The organism is Microbacterium foliorum (assembly GCF_003367705.1).
In the GTDB taxonomy this organism is placed as follows: domain Bacteria; phylum Actinomycetota; class Actinomycetes; order Actinomycetales; family Microbacteriaceae; genus Microbacterium; species Microbacterium foliorum.
The window spans coordinates 2,464,619-2,487,774 of the sequence record NZ_CP031425.1 but is presented as its reverse complement, the minus strand read 5'-3'; the positions used below and the strand labels follow the sequence as shown (position 1 = coordinate 2,487,774).

Sequence of the window (23,156 nt, the reverse complement as noted above, 5' to 3'; positions counted from 1 at the left end):
ATGGAAGACAGCGGCATCCTGCTCGACGTGCAGGATCTGTCGGTCGAGTACGCCTCGCCGGGCACGAAGCCGGTGACCGCGGTCGAGAGCGTCTCGTTCTCGCTGCGTCGCGGCGAGTTCGTCGGACTCGTCGGAGAGTCCGGGTCGGGAAAGTCGACCCTGGGCTTCGCGCTGACCCGTCTGCAGAAGCCTCCGGCGCGCATCAGCGGCGGCCGCATCCTGTTCGACGGTCGCGACATCCGCGAGCTGAACGCAGAGGAGCTGCGGCGTCAGCGTCAGGGCGGGTTCGCGATGGTGCTGCAGTCGGGTATGAACGCGCTGAACCCGGTGCGCACGGTCGGCAACCACTTCCGCGACATCTTCGCCGCCCACGGACACGTCGCCCAGAAGGATCGGGAGGCCAGGGCCGAGGAGCTGATCGGCAAGGTGGGTCTCGACCGCTCGGTGCTCGCGCGATATCCGAGCGAGCTGTCCGGCGGAATGCGCCAGCGCACGTCGATCGCGCTCGCCCTCTCGCTGGAACCCCAGCTGATGGTGTTCGACGAGCCGACCACGGCCCTCGACGTGCTGGTGCAGCACGCCGTCATGGACACGATCAAGGATCTGCAGCGGTCCGAGCACTTCACCGCGATCCTGATCAGCCACGACCTGGGCATCGTGCTCGAGGCCACCGATCGGGTCATGGTCATGCACGAGGGGCGGATCGTCGAGGACGCACCGAGCATCGACATCCTCACCCGGCCGCAGGACGAGTACACGCAGATGCTGCTCAGCCACTACGCCGACCCGAGGGCCGAGTCGATCTCGATCCCCGGTTTCGTCGACCTGGGCACGCGTCGTCGCGAGGGCCGCTCGCGCACCGACGTCACCGAGACGGTGCCGACGGTGTCGCAGCGGGACACGCGCCGTGCGGACGCCGCGATCGTCGTCGAGGGCGTGTCGAAGCGGTACCCCGCACCCCGCCGCGGCGAGAAGCCGGTGACGGCGGTCGACGACGTGTCGTTCCGGCTCGAACCGGGCGAGGCGCTCGCCCTCGTCGGTGCGTCGGGCTCGGGCAAGTCGACGATCGCGAAGCTCATCACGGGCGTCGAGAAGCCCACCGACGGCACCGTGCGCTTCGGCGACGTCGATGTCGCGACCCTCGGCCGCACGGGGCTGCGCGATCTCCGCAAGGACGTCCAGATGGTCTTCCAAGACCCGTATGCGGCGCTCAACCCGCTGCACACCGTCGAATACGCCCTCAGCCGACCGATCCGCAACTACACGAAACTCCGCGGGCAGGAGGCACGGGATCGCGTGCTCGAGCTCCTCGAGACGGTGGGTCTGACGCCAGTCGAGCAGTTCGCGGCGAAGCTCCCGCACCAGCTCTCGGGCGGCCAGCGTCAGCGCGTGGTCATCGCGCGGGCGCTCGCCAGCGACCCGCAGGTGCTGATCGCCGACGAGCCCGTCTCGATGCTCGACGTGTCGCTGCGCGCGGGCGTGCTCGCCCTGCTCGAGGACCTGCGTGAGCGCTGGGGCATCAGCATGCTCTACATCACGCACGACCTCCTGAGCGCGCGCCTGGTCACCGAGAACATCCTGGTGCTCAACAGCGGTCGGGTCGTGGAACGCGGAGAGACCGCCCACGTGCTCCAGCATCCCGAAGACCCGTACACGGTCCAGCTGCTGGATGCCGTACCCAACCCGTCACGCATCCGATGACCCGTCACTGACCCATCGCTGACCCGTCACACACCTCATCCCATACACACGAGAGGGGCGCACCTGTGCTCACATTCCCTGACGGCTTTCTCTGGGGTGCCGCGACCGCGGCCCATCAGGTGGAGGGGAACAACACGACCAGCAACTGGTGGGCGATGGAGCATGCTCCGGGGTCCTCGATGGTGGAGCCCTCGGGCGATGCCGCGGACCACTTCCACCGGTACCCGGAGGACATGCGGCTGCTCGCCGACGCCGGACTGAACTCCTACCGCTTCTCGGTGGAGTGGGCGCGCATCGAGCCCGAGCGCGGCTTCGTGTCGCGGGCGATGCTCGACCACTACCGGCGGATGATCGACACGGCGCGCGAGAACGGGCTAGACCCGACGGTGACGCTGATGCACTTCACGGTGCCGCAGTGGTTCCAGAAAGACGGATTCTGGCGCGCGGACGACGCGGTCGACCTCTTCTCGCGCTATGTCGAGACGGTGCTGCCGATCCTCGACGGCGTGACCTACGTGTGCACGATAAACGAGCCGAACATCGCGGCGATGCTCGCCGGGGGAGAGGATGCGGCCAACCTCGTCGCGTTCGGGCTGCCGAACCCCGACCTCGCGGTGGCCGACACCCTTCTCGACGCGCACCACCGGGCGTCCGAGATCCTGCACTCCGTGCCGGGCGTGCAGGCGGGATGGACGATCGCGACGCAGGCCTTCCACTCCACCGGCGAGCCCGGTGCCGACGAGATGCTGGCCGAGTACGGCGACCCTCGCGATCACTGGTACCTCGACCAGTCCGCGGGCGACGACTTCGTCGGTGTGCAGGCGTACACGCGCACCTTCATCGGCCCCGAGGGCCCTCGCCCGGTCGCGGACGACGTCGAGACGACGCTCACCGGATGGGAGTTCTTCCCCGAGGCGCTCGAGCTGGGAGTGCGCAGCGCGTGGGAACGCAGCGGAGGCGTGCCGGTGCTCGTGACCGAGAACGGCATCGCGACCGCCGACGACACACGCCGCATCGCATACACCCAGGGCGCGCTCGAAGGTCTGCACCGGGCGATCTCGGACGGCATCGAGGTCAAGGCGTATCAGCACTGGAGTGCGCTCGACAACTACGAGTGGGCGAGCGGATTCCGCCCGACCTTCGGGCTGATCGGCTTCGACCACGAGACGTTCGCACGCACGCCGAAGCCGTCGCTGGCATGGCTGGGAGAGGTCGCACGCCGCAACGGCCTCTGACGGGGTTACCCTCGGATCATGACCCCGCAGACCGTGACCGACGAGACACGCACGCTGCGAGGGGACCGGCTGCGGTCGGCGGCCGCCGGGCTGAGCTCGGCGGTCGTCGCGGTCGGCCTGGCAGAGCTCGTCGCCGCGGTCGTGGAACCCAGTGCGAGTCCGTTCGCGGTGATCGGCGGCGGTCTGATCGATCTCGCGCCGAGCTGGGCGAAGGACGCCGCCATCGCCCTCTTCGGCACCGGTGACAAGCTCGCCCTGATCACCGGGATCGCGATCGTCCTCGCCGGGGTCGCCGCCCTCGCCGGCATCCTCGAGCGGCGTCGCGCGGGAGTGGGCGCCGCGGTCCTCGCCGCCCTCGGCGTGGTGGCGCTGGTCGCCGCGATGATCCGTCCTGGCGCCGGGCCGTTCGCCTGGCTTCCCGGGCTCGTCGCCGGAGCGGTCGCCGTGGTCGCCCTGCGGCTGCTCGTGCGACGGCTGAGTCCGGTGCCGTACCTCCGCCCCGATGCCGAGGAGCGCCGCCGGTTCCTGCTGTGGACGGCCGGGGTCGCCGCGACCGGCGTCGTGGCGCTGGTCGTCGGCAACGCCGCGCGGGGTGCGACCCGATCGATCGAGGCCGTGCGCACCGCTCTGCGCCTGCCTGCGCCGACCGCGCCGGCGCCCGCGGTCGCCGCGAGCGCCGAGCTCGGCGTGCCCGGTCTCGCGTCGGTGGTCACCTCGAACGCCGACTTCTACCGCATCGACACCGCGCTGATCGTTCCGCGTCTCGACCCCGCGGACTGGACGCTGCGCATCCACGGCATGGTCGAGCGCGAGGTGCGGATCACGTGGGACGAGCTCCTCGCACTCCCGATGCAGGAGGCCTACGTGACGCTCGCCTGCGTCTCGAACGAGGTCGGTGGAGACCTGATCGGCAACGCCCGGTGGCTCGGGCACCCCGTGCGCGAACTTCTCGCCAGGGCGGGGGTCGACGCCGACGCCGACATGGTGCTGTCGAGGTCGTCCGACGGATTCACCGCGTCGACCCCGATCGAGGCGCTGACCGATGACCGCGACGCGCTGCTGGCCGTCGCCATGAACGGCGAGCCGCTGCCGATCGAGCACGGATTCCCGGTGCGCATGGTGGTGCCGGGGCTCTACGGCTACGTGTCCGCGACGAAGTGGGTGACCGAGCTCGAGGTCACCCGGTTCGATCGAGCGACCGCGTACTGGACCGATCGCGGCTGGTCCGAGCGCGGGCCCGTCAAACTGCAGTCCCGCATCGACGTGCCCCGACCGGGGCAGCGGATCGACGCCGGCGACGCGGTCATCGCCGGCATGGCCTGGCAGCAGCACATCGGCATCGAGGGCGTCGAGGTGCGCATCGACGAAGGGCCCTGGCGACGTGCCGAGCTCTCGACCCCGATCTCGCCCGACACCTGGGTGCAGTGGCGCCTGCCGTGGGCGGCCGAGAGCGGCATGCACACCGTCGAGTGCCGGGCGCTGAGCGCCGACGGCGAGACCCAGACCTCGGAACCGGCGGGTGTCGTGCCCGACGGCGCGCAGGGGTGGCATCGCATCCAGGTCTCGGTGGCGTGAGCGCCGTTCCCGACGGCGTAACGACCCCCGGCATCCCGCCTAGAATTGTCCCCATGCCCGCAGGCGACTCGTTCTACATCACCACGCCCATCTACTACCCCTCCGATGTCCCGCACATCGGCCACGGGTACACGTCGGTGGCGGTCGACGCGCTCGCGCGCTGGCACCGCCAGGGCGGCGACGACACGTGGATGCTCACGGGCACCGACGAGCACGGCCAGAAGATGCTGCGGGCGGCGGCGGCGAACAACGTCACCCCGCAGGAGTGGGTCGACAAGCTCGTCACCGAGTCGTGGTTCCCGCTGCTGGAGACCCTCGACGTCGCCAACGACGACTTCATCCGCACCACCCAGGAGCGCCACGAGACGAACGTGCAGACGTTCTTCCAGCGTCTCTACGACAACGGGTACATCTATGCGGGCGAGTACGAGGCGCTCTACTGCGTGGGCTGCGAGGAGTTCAAGCCCGAGTCCGAGATCGTCGACGGCACCGGTCCCTTCGAGGGGCTCAAGGTCTGCGCGATCCACTCCAAGCCCCTCGAGCTGCTGCAGGAGAAGAACTACTTCTTCAAGCTCAGCGAGTTCCAGGACCGTCTGCTGGAGCTGTACCGCACGCAGCCCGATTTCGTGCGCCCCGATTCGGCCCGCAACGAGGTCGTCTCCTTCGTGAGCCAGGGGCTCAAGGACCTCTCGATCTCGCGCTCGACGTTCGACTGGGGCATTCCGCTCCCGTGGGACGAGTCGCACGTCATCTATGTGTGGGTCGATGCGCTGCTCAACTACGCCACCGCCGTCGGGTACGGCGCCGACCAGGCGACGTTCGACCGTCGCTGGCCCGCCTACCACGTGGTCGGCAAAGACATCCTGCGATTCCACGCGGTGATCTGGCCCGCGCTGCTGATGGCGGCAGGGCTCGAGGTGCCCCGCGGCGTCTTCGCGCACGGCTGGCTGCTCGTGGGCGGCGAGAAGATGTCGAAGTCGAAGCTCACCGGCATCGCGCCGACCGAGATCACCGACGTCTTCGGCTCCGACGCGTACCGCTACTACTTCCTGTCCGCGATCGCCTTCGGTCAGGACGGCTCGTTCTCGTGGGAGGACCTGTCGGCGCGCTACCAGTCCGAGCTCGCCAACGGCTTCGGCAACCTTGCCTCGCGCACCGTCGCGATGATCGAGAAGTACTTCGGCGGTGTCGTCCCCGAGGCCGCCGAGTACACGGCGCGTGACCTCGAGATCCAGAAGATCGTCGCGGATGCCGCCACGAGCGCGGATGCCGCGGTCGAGCAGTTCCGCATCAACGAGGCCATCTCGTCGATCTGGACGATCGTCGATGCCCTGAACGGCTACATCACCGAGAACGAGCCGTGGGCGCTGGCCAAGCAGTCGAACAGCGGAGACGACGAGAAGCGCGGTCGCCTCGGCACCGTGCTGTACACCTGCGCCGAGGGGCTGCGCGCGCTCGCCGTGCTGCTCTCGCCGGTGATGCCGCAGTCGACGGAGAAGCTCTGGAGCGCCCTCGGGGCCGCCGAGAGCCTCGGGCGTCTGCAGGATCAGCCGATCCGCGAGGCGGGGGCGTGGGGCGTACTGCGCCCCGGCACGAGCGTCAGCGCGCTCGCGCCGCTGTTCCCGCGCGTGGAGACCGCCGCCTGAGCCGCATCCGATGACCTACGTGCAGCAGCGAGACGGCGACGGGCGCAAGGACCTCCGGTATCCGGCGGCGCCCGAGCCCCTCGCCGTGCCCGTGTACGACAACCACGCGCACCTCGAGATCCTCGACGGCGACCAGCCGCTGTCGCTGACCGAGCAGCTCGATCGGGCCGAGGCGGTCGGCATCGCCGGAGTGGTGCAGGCGTCGGGCGACATCGAGTCGTCGCGGTGGGCGGTCGAGGCCGCGGCATCCGACGCCCGCGTGCTCGCGGCGGTGGCGATCCATCCGAACGACGCGCCCGCCTATGCCGAGGCCGGGCGGCTCGGCGGGGTCGGTCTCGACGAGGCGATCGCGGTGATCGACGAGCTCGCAGCCCACCCGCGGACGCGGGCGATCGGCGAGACCGGGCTCGATTTCTTCCGCACGGAGCCCGAGCGCAGGGGGGCGCAGTTCGAGTCGTTCGAGGCTCACATCTCTCTCGCGAAGACGCACGGCATCGCGATGCAGATCCACGATCGCGACGCCCATGATGCGGTTCTCGAGACCTTGCACCGGGTCGGGGCGCCGGAGCGCACGGTGTTCCACTGCTTCTCGGGCGATGACGCGATGGCCAGGATCTGTGCGGATGCCGGCTACCACCTGTCGTTCGCGGGCAACGTCACGTTCAAGAACGCGCAGAACCTGCGGGATGCGCTGAAGGTGACGCCGCTCGATCGCATCCTCGTCGAGACCGACGCGCCGTTCCTCACGCCGTCCCCGCTGCGCGGTCGACCGAATGCGCCCTATCTGGTGCCGATCACCGTGCGCTTCATGGCGGCGGAACTCGGCATCGAGGTCGACGAGCTGTCCGCACAGATCGCCGAGAACACGCTGCGGGTCTACGGCTCGTTCGTCTGAGTCTCGTTCAGCGACTGATCGACCGGTGCTGCGCTGATGATCTGCGAGATCGGCTTCCAGACCAGCGCCAGCGTGAGCGCGGCGCCGACGAACGCGAACCACCAGGGCGCGGTGAGTCCCCACACCTGCGCGATCACGCCACCCAGCGCCTGTCCGATCACCATGCCGCCGAACACTCCGACCATGTTGACCGAGGCGACTCGGCCCTGCAGCTCGGCCGGCACGAGGCGTTGTCGCACCGTGGTCGAGATCGTGCCCCAGACGAAGGCGTACGCCCCGAAGACGAACATGATCACCAGCGCGACCCACCCTGTGGAGGTGAGGGCGAACGCGAGGTGCATCAGCACCTCCAGCGACAGCACGACCCGCATGAGCGTCGCGAAGGACACATGCCGCTCCAGCCATCCGAAGCACAGCGTGGCGAGGATCCCGCCCACCGCGGACGCCGTGGTGAGGGCGCCGTACCCGACCGCGCCCATGTGCAAATGCTCGGTGGCGTAGAGCACGAGCACGCCCCACGGTGCTGCCCATGTGACGTTGAACACGAGGATGATCAGCACCAGCATCCGCACCGGCGGGTTGCGCCACAGCCAGCGCAGGCCCTCGCCGATGTCGGTGTGCACGGGAGATCTCTCGCCCTCGCCCGCGGAGCGCGGAGGTACCGGCGTCGTCGCCATGCGTGAGATCAGGACGACCGCGAGGAGCACGCAGACGATCTCGAGCAGGAAGGGCCAGGCCGTGCCCGCGGCGAACAGGAACGCGCCCAGAGGGGGCCCCGCGAACTGATTGGCGACGAGGTATCCGGCCTGCAGCCGGGCGTTGCCGATGCCGAGATCCGACGGTGCCACGAGCATCGGCAGCAGCGTGCTCCCGGCCGTGTCGACGAACACCTCGGCGGTGCCGTAGAGGAAGGCGACCGCGAGCACGATCCAGATGTTCGCCGTGCCGGTCAGCAGGAAGACGCAGAGCCCTGCGAGCACCACGGCTCGCGCCGCGTTGGCGAACATCACCAGCCGGCGACGGTCGAACCGGTCGGCGATCGCCCCGGCGTGCAGGCCGAACAGCAGCCACGGCAGGAACTGCATGATGGCGCCCGCGGCGACGAGAATCGGCGACGACGTCATCGACGCGATGAGCAGGGGAGCGGCCGCGAGGGCGACGCCGTCTCCGACGTTGCTCGTCCACGATGACGCGAGCAGCCAGCGGAAGTCCCTGCCCATGCGCCGTGGTGCGATCAGTTCACCGAGGGAGGGCATCACAGAAGACTACTGGGGGGGGGGGGGGGGCATCGAGGGAGTGGGGGAGAATGGAGCAATGACAGTCACCCTGCTCGGCGCCACCGAGATCCGCCGACTCGCCGCCGAGCTCGATGTCACCCCGACCAAGAAGCTCGGACAGAACTTCGTCGTCGACGCCAACACGGTCCGCAAGATCGTGCATGCGGCGCGGGTGCAGCCGGGGGAGCGGGTCGTCGAGGTCGGGCCGGGGCTCGGATCCCTGACCCTCGCGATCCTCGAGGCCGGGGCGTCGGTCACCGCCGTCGAGATCGATCACCGGCTCGCCGCCCGACTGTCGCAGACCGTCGTCGAGCACGGGGTGCCGGCCGAGATGCTCACGGTCGTCGACGCCGACGCGCTGCGCATCACCGAGCTGCCGGGCGAGCCCACCGTGCTCGTCGCGAACCTGCCGTACAACGTCTCTGTCCCCGTGCTGCTGCACTTCCTCGAGAACTTCTCGTATCTGCAGCGCGGGGTCGTCATGGTGCAGGCCGAGGTCGCCGAGCGACTCGCGGCGAAGCCGGGCTCGAAGATCTACGGCTCGCCGAGTGTCAAGGCGGCCTGGTACGGCGAGTGGAAGCTCTCGGGCACCGTGTCGCGCCAGGTCTTCTGGCCCGTGCCCAACGTCGACAGCCTCCTCGTCGGATTCGACCGGTCGGTGGGTGAGCGCGGCACGGAGGACGAGCGTCGTCGCACGTTCCAGATCGTGGATGCCGCGTTCAACCAGCGCCGCAAGATGCTGCGGCAGGCGCTGTCCGGCCTGTTCGGCAGCTCCGCTGCGGCCTCCGAGCTGCTGATCGCGGCGGGCGTGGCCCCGACCGCACGTGGCGAGGACCTCACGGTCGAGGACTACCACCGTGTTGCGCAGCAGGTCGCTCGGATCGAAGACGCCGTCGTCACCGACTAATCTGGCACCGTGACCGACTCTCCCCGCTTCCGCCCGAACATCCCCGAGCTGCACCGGCCGTATGCGGCCGACGAGAGCCGTTACCAGCAGTTCGAGTACCGCCAGGTGGGCACGTCGGGTCTGTTCCTGCCTCCCATCTCGCTCGGCCTGTGGTGGAACTTCGGCGACAACATCCCGCTCGACAACCAGCGTGCGCTGCTGCGCCACGCGTTCGACCGTGGCATCACGCACTTCGACCTCGCGAACAACTACGGCCCGCCCTACGGTTCCGCCGAGAAGAACTTCGGCAGGATCTTCGCCGAGGACTTCCGCCCCTACCGCGACGAGCTGATCATCTCGTCGAAGGCGGGCTGGGACATGTGGCCGGGTCCGTACGGCGACTTCGCGAGCCGCAAGTACATCCTGGCCAGCGCCGAGCAGTCGCTGACCCGCATGGGCCTCGACCACGTCGACATCTTCTACTCGCACCGCGCCGACCCGGTGACCCCGATCGCCGAGACGGTCGGCGCCCTCGACACGCTCGTGCGTCAGGGCAAGGCCCTCTACGTCGGGATCTCGTCGTACAGCGCCGAGCGCACGGCCGAGGCGGTCGCCGTCGCGACCGAGCTCGGCACTCCGCTCGTGATCCACCAGCCGGCGTACTCGATCCTCAACCGCTGGATCGAAGACGGCCTGACCGACACCCTCGAGCAGTCGGGGGTCGGCGCGATCGCCTTCACCCCGCTCGCGCAGGGCCTGCTCACCGACAAGTACCTCGGCGACGGCACGGCCTCCCGCGCGCAGAAGCGCGGGTCGCTTCCCGAGGCGCCGCTGTCGGATGCCGCGGTGCAGACGCTGCGCTCGCTGAACGACGTCGCGAAGGAGCGCGGGCAGTCGCTCGCCCAGCTCGCACTGCAGTGGACGCTGCGCAACCCGGTGGTCGCCTCGGCCCTCGTCGGCGCCTCGCGTCCCGAGCAGCTCGACGAGAACATCGCCGCGGTGAACGGTCCCGACTTCACCGACGCGCAGCTCGCGCGCATCGACGAGGCCGCGGGCTCGATCGACGTCGACCTGTGGGCGACGTCCACGGAGCTGTGACGGAACGCCCCTGATGAGCACCGCCGCCCCCGTCGACTCGGTCCGCGTCCGCGCACCGGGCAAGATCAACGTCTACCTCGGCGTGGGCGGCCGGCACGACGACGGCTACCACGCGCTGGCGACGGTGTTCCAGGCGGTGTCGCTGTACGAGGACGTGATCGCCCGTCACGCCGACGACTTCTCGATCACGGTGTCGGGGCTCGAAGATCCGAGCACGGTGCCGCTCGACGACCGCAATCTCGCCATGCGCGCGGCCAAGCTGCTCGCGACCGCGGCCGAGTACGACGGCGGGGTGGCGCTGGAGATCCGCAAGAGCGTGCCGGTGGCCGGTGGCATGGGCGGGGGGTCCGCCGACGCGGCGGCGGCGCTGGTCGCCTGCGACGCGCTCTGGGGAACCGGCTTCTCGACCGCGAGGTTGCACGAGCTCGCCGCGCGTCTGGGGGCGGACGTGCCGTTCGCTCTGCACGGCGGCACGGCCGTCGGCACCGGTCGAGGCGACCAGCTGAGCCCGGCATTGGCCCGTGGCCGCTTCGACTGGGTGCTGGTGCAGAGCGACGGGGGACTCTCGACGCCGGTCGTGTACGCCAGGCTCGACGCCCTGCGTGACGACGAGGGAGCGCTCGCCGACGACCCGCCGCTGTCGCTGGAGGTGCCGGCCCCGGTGCTGCAGGCGCTGCGGTCGGGGGATCCCGAGCTGCTCTCCGAGAGCATCTACAACGACCTGCAGGAGGCCGCTCTGTACGAACGGCCCGATCTCGAGAACGTCATCCTGCAGGGCATCCACGCCGGCGCCCTGCAGGGGATCGTGTCCGGTTCGGGGCCGACGGTCGCGCTGCTCTGCGCGGGCCCCGAGGATGCGCATGACGTGCAGTCCGCGATGCGGGCGCACGGCCTCGAGACCCTGCACGTGCACGGCCCCGTCGCCGGCGCCCGCATCATCTCCTGAGCCGGGTCGTGATCCCCGGGGTCGCAAAGGTGCGCTCGACGTGCCTTCCCGACATAATGAGTGAAGATGTGACCGTGCACATACGAGGAGGTCTGTGATGTCGACCCCCTCTGAACGCGCCCGGATGCCCAGCATCCGCGATGTCGCCCGCCTGGCCGGCGTCTCGCATCAGACCGTCTCGCGGGTGCTGAACGATCACCCCAGCATCCGGCCGGAGACGAAGGCCAAGGTGCTCGACGCGATCTCGGTCCTCGACTATCGCCCCAACCTCGCCGCGCGCGCGCTCGTGACCAGCAAGTCCAACATGCTGGGGATCCTGTCGGCGACGGTGGGGGAGTTCGGACCCACCTCGTCGATCGTCGGCATCGAGGATGCCGCGCGCGAGGAGGGGTACTCGGTCTCGACGCTGAACCTGTCGGCGACGACCCCCGAGGCCATCGGCAGCGCACTGCGCCAGCTGGCCCGCGAGCAGGTCGACGGCATCGTCGTGCTCGCGCCTCAGGTGCGGGCCTTCCATGTCCTGCGCGGCATGTCGGCGGACATCCCGTTCGTCTCGCTGCAGACCGCGTCGGGCTCCGACGGGGTGAGCCTGTCGGCCGACCAGGTCGCCGGTGCGCGCACCGCCACGGAGCATCTCATCGGGCTCGGCCACAGCGACATCATCCACATCGCCGGACCGCAGGACTGGATCGAGGCGGAGTCGCGCATGCGCGGGTACCTCGATGCGCTCCGCGAGGCCGATCTGCCGACCTTCCCGCCGATCCGCGGCGATTGGACCGCGGACTTCGGGTATTTCGCCGGACAGGAGCTGTCGAGGCGGCGGGACTTCACCGCCGTCTTCGTGGCCAACGACCAGATGGCGATCGGGCTGATGCACGGATTCCGGGACTCGGGCATCCGCGTTCCGGAGGATGTGAGCGTGGTCGGCTTCGACGACATCCCGGTGGCGGCGCACGTGGCTCCCACCCTCAGCACGGTGCATCAGGACTTCCCGGAGCTCGGGCGCCGGGCGGTGCGGATCCTGCTCGCGCAGATCCGCGGCGAGGCCGTGCCGGAGTTCGGGCCGCTGCAGACGACGCTGCGCACGAGGGAATCCTCCGCGCCTCGGTAGAGCCACATTTTCGTCGGTGGTCTTGACACCGCTTCGGCGAGCGTAGACTATGTAAACCAATGTGAACGGTCACATCGAAGGTGACCGCCCGTCGCGAGGAAGATCTTGTGAGCACCACAGCAACGTTGCCGGTCGTGTCAGGCCCCATCCTGGAGATGCGCAGCATCACCAAGGAGTTCCCGGGAGTCAAGGCACTGTCCGACGTGTCCATCACCGTTCGAGCCGGAGAGATCCATGCGATCTGCGGCGAGAACGGCGCCGGCAAGTCGACCCTGATGAAGGTCCTCTCCGGCGTGTACCCCTACGGGTCGTACGACGGGGACATCCTGTTGTACGGCGAGGAGCAGCGCTACCGCGACATCGCGGCCAGCGAGCAGGCCGGCATCGCGATCATCCACCAGGAACTGGCGCTGATCCCCGAGCTCTCGATCACGGAGAACATCTTCCTCGGCAACGAGATCCGCAGCTTCGGCCGCATCGACTGGCAGGCGCAGCGTCAGCGCACGATCGAGCTGCTGGCGCGCGTGGGTCTGAAAGAAGACCCCGACGTGCCGATCAAGACGCTCGGCGTCGGCAAGCAGCAGCTGATCGAGATCGCGAAGGCGCTCAACAAGGACGTCAAGCTGCTGATCCTCGACGAGCCGACCGCGGCGCTCAACGAGAACGACTCGCAGCATCTGCTCGACCTGATCCTGGGCCTGAAGTCCAAGGGGATCGCGTCGATCATGATCAGCCACAAGCTCAACGAGATCGAGCAGATCGCCGACGAGATCACGATCATCCGCGACGGACGCACGGTCGAGACCCTCGACATCTCCCGCGGTGAGATCAACGAGGACCGCATCATCCGCGGCATGGTGGGGCGTTCGCTCGAGAGCCGCTATCCCGACCGCACCCCCGAGATCGGCGAGGTGTTCTTCGAGGTCAAGGACTGGTGGGTCCAGCATCCGACCGTCTCCGAGCGCATGGTCGTGAAGGGCTCGAACATCAACGTCCGTCGTGGCGAGGTGGTCGGCATCGCCGGTCTCATGGGTGCCGGTCGCACCGAGTTCATGATGAGCCTCTTCGGTCGCTCCTACGGCACGTTCCTCGGCGGTCAGGTGTTCAAGGACGGGCAGGAGATCTCCATGCCCGACGTCGCGTCGGCCATCAAGCAGGGCCTCGCGTACGTCAGCGAGGACCGCAAGGTGCTCGGCCTGAACCTGCTCGACACGATCAAGCGCTCGGTCGTCGCCGCGAAGCTGTCGAAGATCTCCCGTCGCGGTGTCGTCGACGAGCGCGAGGAGTTCGCGGTCGCCGAGCGGTACCGCAAGGCGCTGCGCATCAAGGCGCCGAGCGTCGAAGAGGGCGTCGGCAAGCTGTCGGGTGGAAACCAGCAGAAGGTCGTTCTGGCGAAGTGGATGTTCACCGACCCCGACCTGCTGATCCTCGACGAGCCGACGCGCGGCATCGACGTGGGCGCCAAGTACGAGATCTACGCGATCATCAACGAGCTCGCGTCCCAGGGCAAGGGCGTCATCGTCATCTCGAGCGAGCTGCCCGAGCTTCTCGGCATCTCCGACCGCATCTACACCGTCTTCGAAGGTCGGGTCACCGACTGCATCCCGGCCGACCAGGCGACACCCGAGGCACTCATGCGCAGCATGACCTCCGCGAACCAGAAAGCATCCGCATGACCACCGACCTCACGACAACGAAGCGCGGCTTCCACTTCGGCGACATCCGCAAGATGTTCGGGGGCAACGGCACCTCGTCGCTGCGCCAGTTCGGCATCCTCGGCAGCCTGATCGTCATCATCGCGCTCTTCGAGATCCTCACGCTGCTGCGCAACGGACCGAACGGCGCGACCCTGACGCCGGGCAACCTGATCAACGTCATCAACCAGTACTCGTTCATCCTGATCCTCGCGATCGGCATGGTGATGGTGATCATCATGGGTCACATCGACCTGTCGGTCGGATCCGTGGCGGCGTTCACGGGCATCATCGTCGCGAAGGCGATGGCGGACTGGAACCTCCCTTGGCCGCTCGCCATCCTCCTCGGCCTCGGTGTCGGTGCCCTCGTGGGCGCCTGGCAAGGATTCTGGGTGGCGTACGTCGGGGTCCCGGCGTTCATCGTGACGCTCGCCGGCATGCTCTTCTTCCGTGGAGCGCAGCAGTTCATCGGCGACGCGCAGACGATCCCGGTGCCCAAGGGGTTCCAGGTCATCGGCACGGGGTACCTTCCCGAGGTCGGCCTGCCGCTCAACTTCAACGTCCTGACGATGCTGCTCGCCCTGCTCGCCGTGGCGTGGCTGGTGTTCTGGGAGATCCGCACCCGTCGCATCCAGCACAAGATGGGCTCTGACAGCGCCCCCGTCTGGGTGAGCGTCGTCAAGGTCGTCCTGCTCTCGGTGGTCGTGCTCGCCGCTGCCTGGATGTTCGCGACCGGCCGCCCCGGCACCAGCTTCCCCGTACCGGGCCTCATCCTGCTCGCGCTCGTCATCATCTACTCGTTCGTCACGCGCAACACCGTGTTCGGCCGTCACATCTACGCCGTCGGCGGCAACCGCCAGGCCGCGCGCCTGTCGGGTGTGAAGGACCGCTGGGTCGACTTCTTCGTCATGATGAACATGTCGATGATGGCCGCACTCGCCGGAATGATCTTCGTCGCCCGTTCGCAGGCCTCCGGCCCGAACGACGGCACCGGCTGGGAGCTCGACGCGATCGCGTCGGTCTTCATCGGTGGCGCCGCGGTGGCCGGCGGTATCGGCACCGTGGTCGGCTCGATCATCGGTGGTCTGGTGATGGCGTTCCTCAACAACGGCCTCGCCCTGCTCGGTCAGGGTTCCGATGTCGTGTCCATGATCAAGGGCCTCGTGCTCCTGCTCGCCGTGGGCATCGACGTCTGGAACAAGCAGCAGGGTCGCCCGTCGCTCATCGGCTTCATGATGCGTCGCTCCGCGCGCCAGCAGGATCCGGCGACCGCGACCTTCGAGCCCAACAAGACCTACCAAGCCCCACCCGTCGACAAGACGAGCGGAAAGTAAGCGGACGCACACGCGCAGTGCTCGCGCGCCGAGTCCGTCACACCACAGAGAAAGAGATCACATGAAGAAGATCATCGTCACAGCGACAGCGCTCGTCGCGACGGCTGCCTTCGCACTCACGGGTTGCTCCGCTGAGCGTGGTGGCGGAACCGACACGGGATCCGGCGACGAGGCCGCAGCGGGCTTCGAGGCAGGATCCACGATCGGTGTCGCGCTTCCCGACAAGACCAGTGAGAACTGGGTCCTCGCGGGCAAGCTGTTCACGGACGGCCTGAAGGAGGCCGGCTTCAAGGCCGACGTCCAGTACGCTCCTGCGAGCAACACGGTCGCCGAGCAGCAGAACCAGATCCAGGCCATGGTCCAGAACGGTGCCAAGGTCATCATCATCGGCGCGAAGGACGGCAAGCAGCTGGCCACGCAGGTGCAGGCCGCGAAGGATGCCGGCGCCTACGTCATCGCCTACGACCGTCTCATCGAGAACACCGAGGCCGTCGACTACTACGCCGCGTTCGACAACTTCAAGGTCGGCAACCTGCAGGGCCAGGCCCTGCTCGACGGTCTCGCCGAGCGTGCAGGTCACGAGGCTCCGTACAACGTGGAGCTCTTCTCGGGCTCGCCGGATGACGCCAACTCGGCGGTCTTCTTCGACGGGGCCATGGAGGTCCTGCAGCCGAAGATCGACGACGGCACGCTGAAGGTCGTCTCGGGTCAGACCGAGATCGCGCAGACGGCGACCGACGGATGGCTGCCCGAGAACGCGCAGAACCGTATGGACACGATCCTGACCTCGTCGTACAGCGGTGACACGGTGCTCGATGGCGTGCTGTCCCCGAACGACACCCTCGCTCGCGCCATCATCACCTCGGTGCAGCAGGCCGGCAAGCCCGTTCCGGTCGTCACCGGACAGGACTCCGAGGTCGAGTCGGTGAAGTCGATCATGGAGGGCATCCAGTACTCCACGATCAACAAGGACACCACGCTCCTCGTCGAGCAGGCCATCAAGATGGTCGGCCAGCTCCAGAAGGGCGAAAAGGTCGACGTCAACGACACCGAGTCCTACGACAACGGCGCCAAGGTCGTTCCGGCGTACCTGCTCGACCCGGTGATCGTCACCAAGGAGAACGCTGCTGAGGCGTACGCGAACGTTCCGAGCCTGCTCGAGATCGTGAAGTCGTACCAGTAAGCGACGTCGCTTCTCCACGCACAGGAGCCGTCCGGACCTTCGGGTCCGGGCGGCTCCTCTGCGTCGTGCCGCGCCGTTCAGGAGCGTGCGGCGGTTCAGGGTCGTGCGGTTCAGGGTCGTGCGGTTCAGGGTCGTGCGGTTCAGGGTCGTGCGGTTCAGGGTCGTGCGGTGTGCTCGGGGTGACGTGCGGCGCTCAGCATCCGGCTGACGCGGGGCGTTCGAGACAGGTGTGGGCGACGAGAGCGGTGCGCGCTTCGAGGATGCGGATCTCCTGGGCGGGACCGTCGGTGGTGAGCTGCCCGTCGACCGGGAACCATCCGCTGCCGAGGTCGATTTCGGCGGTGTAGCGGACGTCGACGTCGGCCAGGTACATGCCTCGGTTGCGGTAGGTGTGGCTCGTCGGCGTGGGGGTGAATTGCGCCTGGCCCAGCGCAGCCCATGTCTGCCCGGCGGCGTCGAGTGTCGCGATGCTTCCGTCGCCGTAGCGGTAGTGGTATGCGACGGGGGTGAACCGGACCGTGACCGGGGATCCAAGGATGGTGCCGGCGCTCGTCTGCGATGTGGCGATCGCGACGAAGTTGGTCGACATTCCGGCGATGCCGATGTTGCCCGGCTCGGCGACGGCGGTGATCGCCTGCGGCGCGAACTGCTCGAGGTCGCCGATCGTGATCGATGGGACCACACCCACGGTGGGGAGCACCGGGGCCGTGGCGCAGTTGCCGGCCCGCGAGCCCAGGGGGCTGCACAGGTCGGATGCAGCCCGTGGGGTGGGATCTGACGGGGAATCGGTGTCGTTGCGGTCGGAGGTGGAGTCGTCAGTGCTCGTGCCCGGCTTGTGCTCCGTCCCGGTGATCGTGAGCGTGGTGCCGTCGTTGGTGACTCCGCATCCTCCGGTTGCGAGCGCTGAGTCGGAACAGCCTGTCGCGGTCGTCGCGGCAGGCACGAAAGCTAGCACTGCCACAGCCAGTGCCGCCGTCAGCACGGGATCTCCGAGTTGACCTCATAGTCAGAGATCAGCAGCGAGTTGTTGTTGCCGCTGAACTCGACGTCCAGTCCATAGAGATCGCTGCGTCCGATGGTGGTCACATCATTGCCATCGGCATCGATAGCCCGAACGTTCTCGATATCGAGGCACACGCGTGCCACCACCTTGGAGACCGCGACGCCTTTGTCAGCAGATACGCCTGCAAACTCGAGGATCTGCGTGTGCCCCTCCAAGCGAATGTGGGATTCTTCAAGAGTCTGCGAAGCGGCGGTCTCCGCAGCGAGGATCTGGCCCGTCAGAAAGTCTTCTGGAGCGAGCGTCTGTTCATTGTCGCGAGACTCATTCACCGCTTCGTTGTACGCCCTGTAGACGTCTTCGGCTGCGGCGAACGCGTCTTGCTCGGTGGCGAAGACGGCTGCCGGGGTATGTGTCGGTGCAGGGCGGGGCGTGCACCCGATCAGCGCTCCGGTTGCGAGTGCGACCGCACCCAGTGCCAGAAGGACGGTGGCGCGCGCACGAGCAGGTCTGTGAATCATCCGGCCAAGGTAGCCCGGATGCCGCAGCCGCCGTCGAGGTTATCCACAGCCCGTCAGGGTGGCGAACTCGACGTCGCAGCGCCCGTCAGGAGGCTGCGCACCGGGCGGCGGGCACACATCGAGCCGAGCATCGTGCCCATGCGTGTCGCGTTGTTTTGCGCGGTGTTCAGCACCCGGCGGCCGCAGGGCGCTCGAGACAGGTGTGGGCGACGAGCGCGGTGCGGGCACTGAGGATGCGGATGTTCTGGGCCCGGCCGCGGCTGGTCAGTTCCCCGGCGATCGGCTGCCACCCGCCGCCGATATCGACCTCGGCGGCGTAGCGGACGTCGACGGATGCGGGGTAGATGCCTGAGATGCGATACGTGTGGCTGGTCGGTGTCGGGGTGAATTGGGCCTGGCCCAATGCCTTCCAGGTCTGCCCAGCGCTTTCGAGGACGGCGGTGCTGCCGTCACCGTAGGTGTAGTCGTAGCCGGTGGGCGTGAACCTCACGCGGATGGGCATGCCGAGCAGTTCGCCGTCTCGGATGTCGGTCTCGGCCGCGGCGACGAAGTTCGTCGGCAGACCGGCGATCCCGACGTTGCCGGGCTCCGCGACGGTGCGCGTCGGCTCGGGAGCGAACTGTGCAAGGTCCGAGATGGTGATGGCGGGGGCGCCGGTGTCCTGCTTCTGCGGCGCCGTCTCCGGGGTACCGGGTGTGGGCAGTTCTCGGGCGCAGCGCGTGGTTCCTTGATCGTCCATGCACTTGGCGAACTTGATCGCTTCGTCGCTCGGCCCTGATCGTGTGCCAGGGGCGCTCGGAGAGCCGGGCGCGGTCCGTGCGCCGGGGTCGGGGCCGGGGTCGGTCGACCCTGTGCCCGGTTCGTCTCGAGTCCCGGTGACGGTGAGCGAAGAACCGTCTGTGCCATATAGGTAGTCCGTTCCACCATCACCACCGCCCAGGTTGGCTGGCAAGAGCAACATCATCAGGAATATCGCTGTTGATGTCACATGCATGAGTTGTCCTCCGTCTTCGACGCCGAGTCGATTGTCACTTTGCCGGCCGAGGCCAGAAAAGTGAGATTCAGCGGATATATGTCTGGTCGGGTTTCGGACACCAAAGATGCACCGTCACGGTCAGCGATGCGGACATCGCTCACATCGAGACAAGCGGTCGCGACCACTTCGTCAAAGGCTGGCGTGGCTGAGATGCCAGTGAAGCTGACGATCCTCGCGCTGCCACTGATCTCGTGCCCCTCGGCGTGCATCACCGAAAAGTTCTCTCGATCGGCTGCCTCGAAATTGCCACTCGACAAGGCATACAACGGCGCAAAAGTCTCGGGATCGGCAGGGTCTACTTCATTCAGCGCATCGTTGTACGCCCGGTAGACCTTCTCGGCTGCGGCGAAGGCATCCGCTTCGTCGGTGAAAGCGGGAGTCGGAGTGGGGGTGGGGCTCGGCCCTGGCGAGCATCCGGCGGCGGCGATGATCAAGGCTCCGGCGATCGCAGCCGCAACGATCTGACTGAGGGGGTGAGGCATGCGGGACGTGCGGGACTTGTGGCGCTCGCGGGCGGTGGTGGCAGCGAAGACTCTCGAACAGGACATCGCGCCACCGTAACCACACACCGGCCTTCCCCGTTTCAGTTATCCACAGGACGGCGAAGTCTCGGTCAGAAGGGCGCGGGGGCGTCTGCCGAGTCGCGAAAGGTCACGGTGTTCGGCACCGGGGGTGTGTCGACATATGTCCGCCCGGTCGGGCTGGTCCACTCGATGACACCGCCGGGCTTCTGCTCGACATGCCACGGTGAATTGTGTTTGAGCACGTGATGTCGACGACAGAACGTCGCCAGGTTCGTGTCACACGTCGCACCACCCGCCGATGCGGCGTGGTTGTGGTCGAGATCGCACTTGCGGGCGATGATCCCGCACCCGGGAAAGCGGCACCGCCCGTCGCGGGCTCGCAGGTGCCGTCGAAGGTGCGTGCTCGGCCGATAGCGGTCGACCGCGAGCACCCGACCGCTGACGGGATGGGTCATCACTCGATCCCAACCGGTCACGAGTCCGGCGAGCCGTCGTGCAGTGTCGACGTCGATCGGCATGGCACCGTCGAGTTCCGCAGCAGGAGCAGCGTCAGCAGGTTCCCCAGCAGCGTCAGCAGGTTCCGCAGCAGAGTGAGCCGGTTGCGCAGCAGCGTCAGCCGATTCCGCAGCAGGAGCAGCGTCAGCAGGTTCCGCAGCAAGGTCACCGGGCTGAAGCGCGAGGAGGCCGGCGGTGGTCCATGCATCGGCGCCGGCATCGTCGGACATCAATGTCATCACAGGAACCGTGATCTCGACGCGTCCTCGAAGCGAACCGAGCAGTCCGTCGTCGCTGTCGTGGCCGGCGGGGGTGCCGCTCAGCACCAGATCGGCGAGCAGGTCGGCGCGGATCTCGTCGACCGAGCGGTCATCGGCGTCGTACTCGCGACCCTCGCGAATGGCATCCCGCTTCGCACGGCGGTTCTCGTCGCGGAGGGTGTGCGCCATCTGCGAGAGCCGATCGAGCATTCCGTGGACCAGCGCAGCGGGAGCATGTGTGTGCAACGCCGCCATGCCGTCTTCCCCGTCGGTCATCCAGACTCGTCGCTGCGCCCGGGCCGTGCGATGGCGTTCGGTCACCGTCGACGGGGCGAACCGCTCTGCCACGCGGCGGGCGAGTAGGCGAAGACGGTTCGGCGAATCGGTCTCGGCCAACGGCAGCACGATCGCCGCGAAGGCCTCGCGCGCGCTCGACGACTCGAGGTGTGCGCCTGCGTCGACGATCACCCGGGAGTGGGCCGCGCTGATACGCCCCTTCGACTGCGCCTCCCAGACGGTGGGGAAGAGGTCGACGAGCATGCTCGCTGCGGCCATCCGTCGCTCGATCGTCCTGTCGCTGACGTGCTGGACGGCGGCGATCTCGGCGGCGATCATCGTGACCGATTGGTCACCGCAGTCGGGGTGATCGCCCTGCGTCGCGATATCGATGGCCAGCCGCCCGGCCATCGCCAGCAGCCCGTCTCGAGCGGCCGTCATGCTGCTCAGCGTCGACTCGGCGATCTCGAGCGTGGCCACCAGATCGGCGAGGGTCGCCATCTGGGAATCGGTCGCGTCGAGGACTGCGTTCATATCTCCATCGTATCCCGAAAGAGCTGCGAGATTAGAACAAAGATACGATATATGCCGATACGACGATACGCCTGGCAGCACCCTCCGTGACACACTGACCTGATGCTCCTGCACGTGGACGAGTCGGGTATCGGCCCTCGAACGGTGGTGCTTCTGCACGGCATGATGGGCTCGTCGGAGAGCTGGCACCGCGTCGTGCCCCGGCTCGCGAGGCGGGGGTTCCGGGTGCTCGCATTCGACCTTCCCGGCCACGGCCTGTCTCCCCGGGATCCGCACCTCACGATCGAGACCGCCGCGGCATCGGTGGTGGAGACGGTGAAGAGCAGGGCGACGGGCGGCCCGGTGATCGGCCTCGGCCACTCCTACGGGGCGACCGTTCTCGCGCAGGCCGCCGCATCACTGCGGCCCCGCCTCGCCGTGTACGTCGACGCCGCCCTGCGCCTGACCGGAGGGGCGGATCGGGCAAGCCTCGTCGAGGCCTACGAGAAGGACCGCCGAGCGCGATCGTCATCCGAGGTGCTGCGGATCGCCCGACCGTTCTACTCCGCCGCGGATGCCGAGGTCGAGGCCCGTGCGGCGGAACGCTTCGATCCCGAGACCATGGCATCCGTGTCGTGCGGGATCGACCACGCGTGGGTGCCGGGCCCGGCGTCGATCCTGGTGCGTGCGGACCCGAGTGCCTGGGTCTCCGACGATGATGCGCGCAGGTTCGCTCGACAGGGTGGTGAGGTCCGCAGCATCCCCGGCGCGGCCCACACCCTCTGGTACAGCCATTTCGACGAGTTCATGGCCGCGCTCCCGGAGCTCTTCGGCTGATCGCGATTCCCCGTCTCGACGGCGCTCGAGGTTTCGACGAGCTCTATTCCCAGAGCAGGTCGTCATTCCCAGAGCAGGTCGTCATTCCCAGAGCAGGTCGTCATTCCCAAAGCGGTCGTCATTCCCAGAGCAGGTCGTCGGGGTCGGGGGAGTCCGTGCCGTCGGCGTCGGTCATGATGCGCGCGTCAGCGATCCACGACGTCAGAGCCCCATCGTGGAGCAGGCGGGATCGCGGAGTGTCGAGCAGGCCCGGGGCGGTCACGCTGTCCAGCGGCTCCTGGCTCGCCACTATGACGACGTTGCCGAGAGGCCCTTCGTCGTCGTCCGGCTCGGCATCGAGAACGACGGCGACGTGCTCGAACACGGATCTCAGGGTGGCCGCCTGTCGTCGTGAATACTCGAAGGGATGCCCGTCGAGCAGGTTCACCGCGACCACCCCGGTCGCCGCGGAGCGTGCGGCGACCCGGCGGTAGAACTCCTGGCTGGCCACGCGATGCCGGATGACGGCGGCATCCCAGAGATCGACGACGGTGAAGCGCGCCTCCACCCAGTCGTCGGCGCCCGCGGTGCTGCCCGTCACGTCGGCATCGGGCGCGGAGGAAGGAGCCGACGGCGCGGACGATGGATCCTCGCCCGGAAGCTCGGCGTCCGCCACGGTCCGTGCATCGCCGAAGATGACGCGTACGTCGGAGCCGGGAGGCAGGGGCAGTGCGTCGACCACCGCCGTGTAGAGCGTGGGCTCGAACTCGACAACGAGCTGGGGGGATCCGGCACGCGTCGCCGTGACGTAGCGGGCGAGTGTGAGCGCCCCGGCGCCCAGGTGCACGGTGAACAGCGGCGCACCGGGCTCGGCGGCGGCGTCGATCGCGCGGGCGATGTGCCGGGTGTACGCGTACTCGAGGTCGGTGGGGTCGGTCATCGAGACGACGGACTGCGGAATGCCATCCACGCTGAGTTCGAAGCGACCGGGCCGTCTTCTCGATTGCACGAGCTTCGCCCTGCGGTCGTCGAGTGAGAGCGAGAACACGCGGCGTTTCCATGGCACCCGTCGAGTTTAGGGGCCGAGGGGCCGCGAGCCCGAAGGGCGGATGCGGGCGGACGCCCAGCCGGGCC

General features: G+C 68.1%; 20 protein-coding genes. 13 read left to right on the top strand and 7 right to left on the bottom strand.

Going from position 1 to position 23,156, the window contains the following annotated elements:
- From DXT68_RS11730 to DXT68_RS11710, 5 genes are all read left to right on the top strand, one after another.
- A complete protein-coding gene (locus tag DXT68_RS11730; protein WP_045253239.1) occupies positions 1-1,701 on the top strand; it encodes an ABC transporter ATP-binding protein in 1,701 nt (566 codons plus the stop codon).
- A 65-nt stretch (positions 1,702-1,766) separates the two neighbouring features.
- A complete protein-coding gene (locus tag DXT68_RS11725) occupies positions 1,767-2,936 on the top strand; it encodes a glycoside hydrolase family 1 protein (protein WP_045253240.1) in 1,170 nt (389 codons plus the stop codon).
- Between the two features lie 18 nt (positions 2,937-2,954).
- On the top strand, positions 2,955-4,511 hold the full coding sequence (locus DXT68_RS11720; protein ID WP_045253241.1) for a molybdopterin-dependent oxidoreductase: 1,557 nt from the start codon (positions 2,955-2,957) through the stop codon (positions 4,509-4,511).
- Positions 4,512-4,564: 53 nt separating this feature from the next.
- Positions 4,565-6,157, top strand: coding sequence for a methionine--tRNA ligase (gene metG, locus DXT68_RS11715; RefSeq protein WP_045253242.1), 1,593 nt, complete (start codon positions 4,565-4,567; stop codon positions 6,155-6,157).
- Between the two features lie 10 nt (positions 6,158-6,167).
- Complete coding sequence (locus tag DXT68_RS11710; protein WP_045253243.1) at positions 6,168-7,052, top strand: TatD family hydrolase; 885 nt, start codon at positions 6,168-6,170, stop codon at positions 7,050-7,052.
- Here the strand turns inward: DXT68_RS11710 and DXT68_RS11705 are convergent.
- On the bottom strand, positions 7,034-8,308 hold the full coding sequence (locus DXT68_RS11705) for an MFS transporter (RefSeq protein WP_045253244.1): 1,275 nt from the start codon (positions 8,306-8,308) through the stop codon (positions 7,034-7,036). The two genes, DXT68_RS11710 and DXT68_RS11705, sit on opposite strands and share 19 nt — an antisense overlap.
- A 58-nt stretch (positions 8,309-8,366) precedes the next feature.
- On the opposite strand from DXT68_RS11705, the gene rsmA reads away from it, so the two are divergent.
- From rsmA to DXT68_RS11670, 7 genes are all read left to right on the top strand, one after another.
- A complete protein-coding gene (rsmA, locus tag DXT68_RS11700; RefSeq protein WP_045253560.1) occupies positions 8,367-9,236 on the top strand; it encodes a 16S rRNA (adenine(1518)-N(6)/adenine(1519)-N(6))-dimethyltransferase RsmA in 870 nt (289 codons plus the stop codon).
- A gap of 9 nt (positions 9,237-9,245) precedes the next feature.
- The gene (locus DXT68_RS11695; RefSeq protein ID WP_045253559.1) at positions 9,246-10,313 is read left to right on the top strand and encodes an aldo/keto reductase; all 1,068 of its coding nucleotides are present in this window, start codon (positions 9,246-9,248) and stop codon (positions 10,311-10,313) included.
- 13 nt (positions 10,314-10,326) lie between these two features.
- Positions 10,327-11,259 carry a 4-(cytidine 5'-diphospho)-2-C-methyl-D-erythritol kinase gene (locus DXT68_RS11690; protein ID WP_045253558.1) on the top strand — a complete coding sequence of 311 codons (933 nt, stop codon included), beginning with the start codon at positions 10,327-10,329 and terminating at the stop codon, positions 11,257-11,259.
- A 97-nt stretch (positions 11,260-11,356) separates the two neighbouring features.
- A complete protein-coding gene (locus tag DXT68_RS11685) occupies positions 11,357-12,370 on the top strand; it encodes a LacI family DNA-binding transcriptional regulator (RefSeq protein ID WP_045253557.1) in 1,014 nt (337 codons plus the stop codon).
- A gap of 155 nt (positions 12,371-12,525) precedes the next feature.
- On the top strand, positions 12,526-14,046 hold the full coding sequence (gene mmsA, locus DXT68_RS11680; RefSeq protein WP_045253581.1) for a multiple monosaccharide ABC transporter ATP-binding protein: 1,521 nt from the start codon (positions 12,526-12,528) through the stop codon (positions 14,044-14,046).
- Positions 14,043-15,398 (top strand): multiple monosaccharide ABC transporter permease, encoded by a 1,356-nt coding sequence (gene mmsB / locus DXT68_RS11675; protein WP_045253556.1) that lies wholly within the window; start codon positions 14,043-14,045, stop codon positions 15,396-15,398. Before mmsA ends, mmsB begins: the two co-directional genes overlap by 4 nt.
- A gap of 61 nt (positions 15,399-15,459) precedes the next feature.
- Positions 15,460-16,581, top strand: a complete 1,122-nt coding sequence (locus tag DXT68_RS11670) for a substrate-binding domain-containing protein (RefSeq protein ID WP_045253555.1) — start codon at positions 15,460-15,462, stop codon at positions 16,579-16,581.
- 193 nt (positions 16,582-16,774) lie between these two features.
- On the opposite strand, the gene DXT68_RS11665 is transcribed toward DXT68_RS11670, so the two are convergent.
- The 5 genes from DXT68_RS11665 to DXT68_RS17235 form a co-directional block, all read right to left on the bottom strand.
- Positions 16,775-17,524 carry a hypothetical protein gene (locus tag DXT68_RS11665; RefSeq protein WP_244918544.1) on the bottom strand — a complete coding sequence of 250 codons (750 nt, stop codon included), beginning with the start codon at positions 17,522-17,524 and terminating at the stop codon, positions 16,775-16,777.
- A 32-nt stretch (positions 17,525-17,556) separates the two neighbouring features.
- The gene (locus DXT68_RS11660) at positions 17,557-18,102 is read right to left on the bottom strand and encodes a hypothetical protein (RefSeq protein WP_052677666.1); all 546 of its coding nucleotides are present in this window, start codon (positions 18,100-18,102) and stop codon (positions 17,557-17,559) included.
- A gap of 166 nt (positions 18,103-18,268) precedes the next feature.
- Positions 18,269-18,841 (bottom strand): hypothetical protein, encoded by a 573-nt coding sequence (locus DXT68_RS11655; protein WP_244268153.1) that lies wholly within the window; start codon positions 18,839-18,841, stop codon positions 18,269-18,271.
- 245 nt (positions 18,842-19,086) lie between these two features.
- A complete protein-coding gene (locus tag DXT68_RS11650) occupies positions 19,087-19,686 on the bottom strand; it encodes a hypothetical protein (RefSeq protein ID WP_052677665.1) in 600 nt (199 codons plus the stop codon).
- A 65-nt stretch (positions 19,687-19,751) separates the two neighbouring features.
- On the bottom strand, positions 19,752-21,341 hold the full coding sequence (locus tag DXT68_RS17235; protein WP_244918543.1) for an HNH endonuclease signature motif containing protein: 1,590 nt from the start codon (positions 21,339-21,341) through the stop codon (positions 19,752-19,754).
- Between DXT68_RS17235 and DXT68_RS11635 the strand changes: the two genes are divergently transcribed.
- Positions 21,330-22,043 carry an alpha/beta fold hydrolase gene (locus tag DXT68_RS11635; protein WP_045253554.1) on the top strand — a complete coding sequence of 238 codons (714 nt, stop codon included), beginning with the start codon at positions 21,330-21,332 and terminating at the stop codon, positions 22,041-22,043. The two genes, DXT68_RS17235 and DXT68_RS11635, sit on opposite strands and share 12 nt — an antisense overlap.
- 118 nt (positions 22,044-22,161) lie before the next feature.
- On the opposite strand, the gene DXT68_RS11630 is transcribed toward DXT68_RS11635, so the two are convergent.
- Complete coding sequence (locus DXT68_RS11630; RefSeq protein WP_156149268.1) at positions 22,162-23,088, bottom strand: spermidine synthase; 927 nt, start codon at positions 23,086-23,088, stop codon at positions 22,162-22,164.
- Positions 23,089-23,156: the final 68 nt, after the last annotated feature.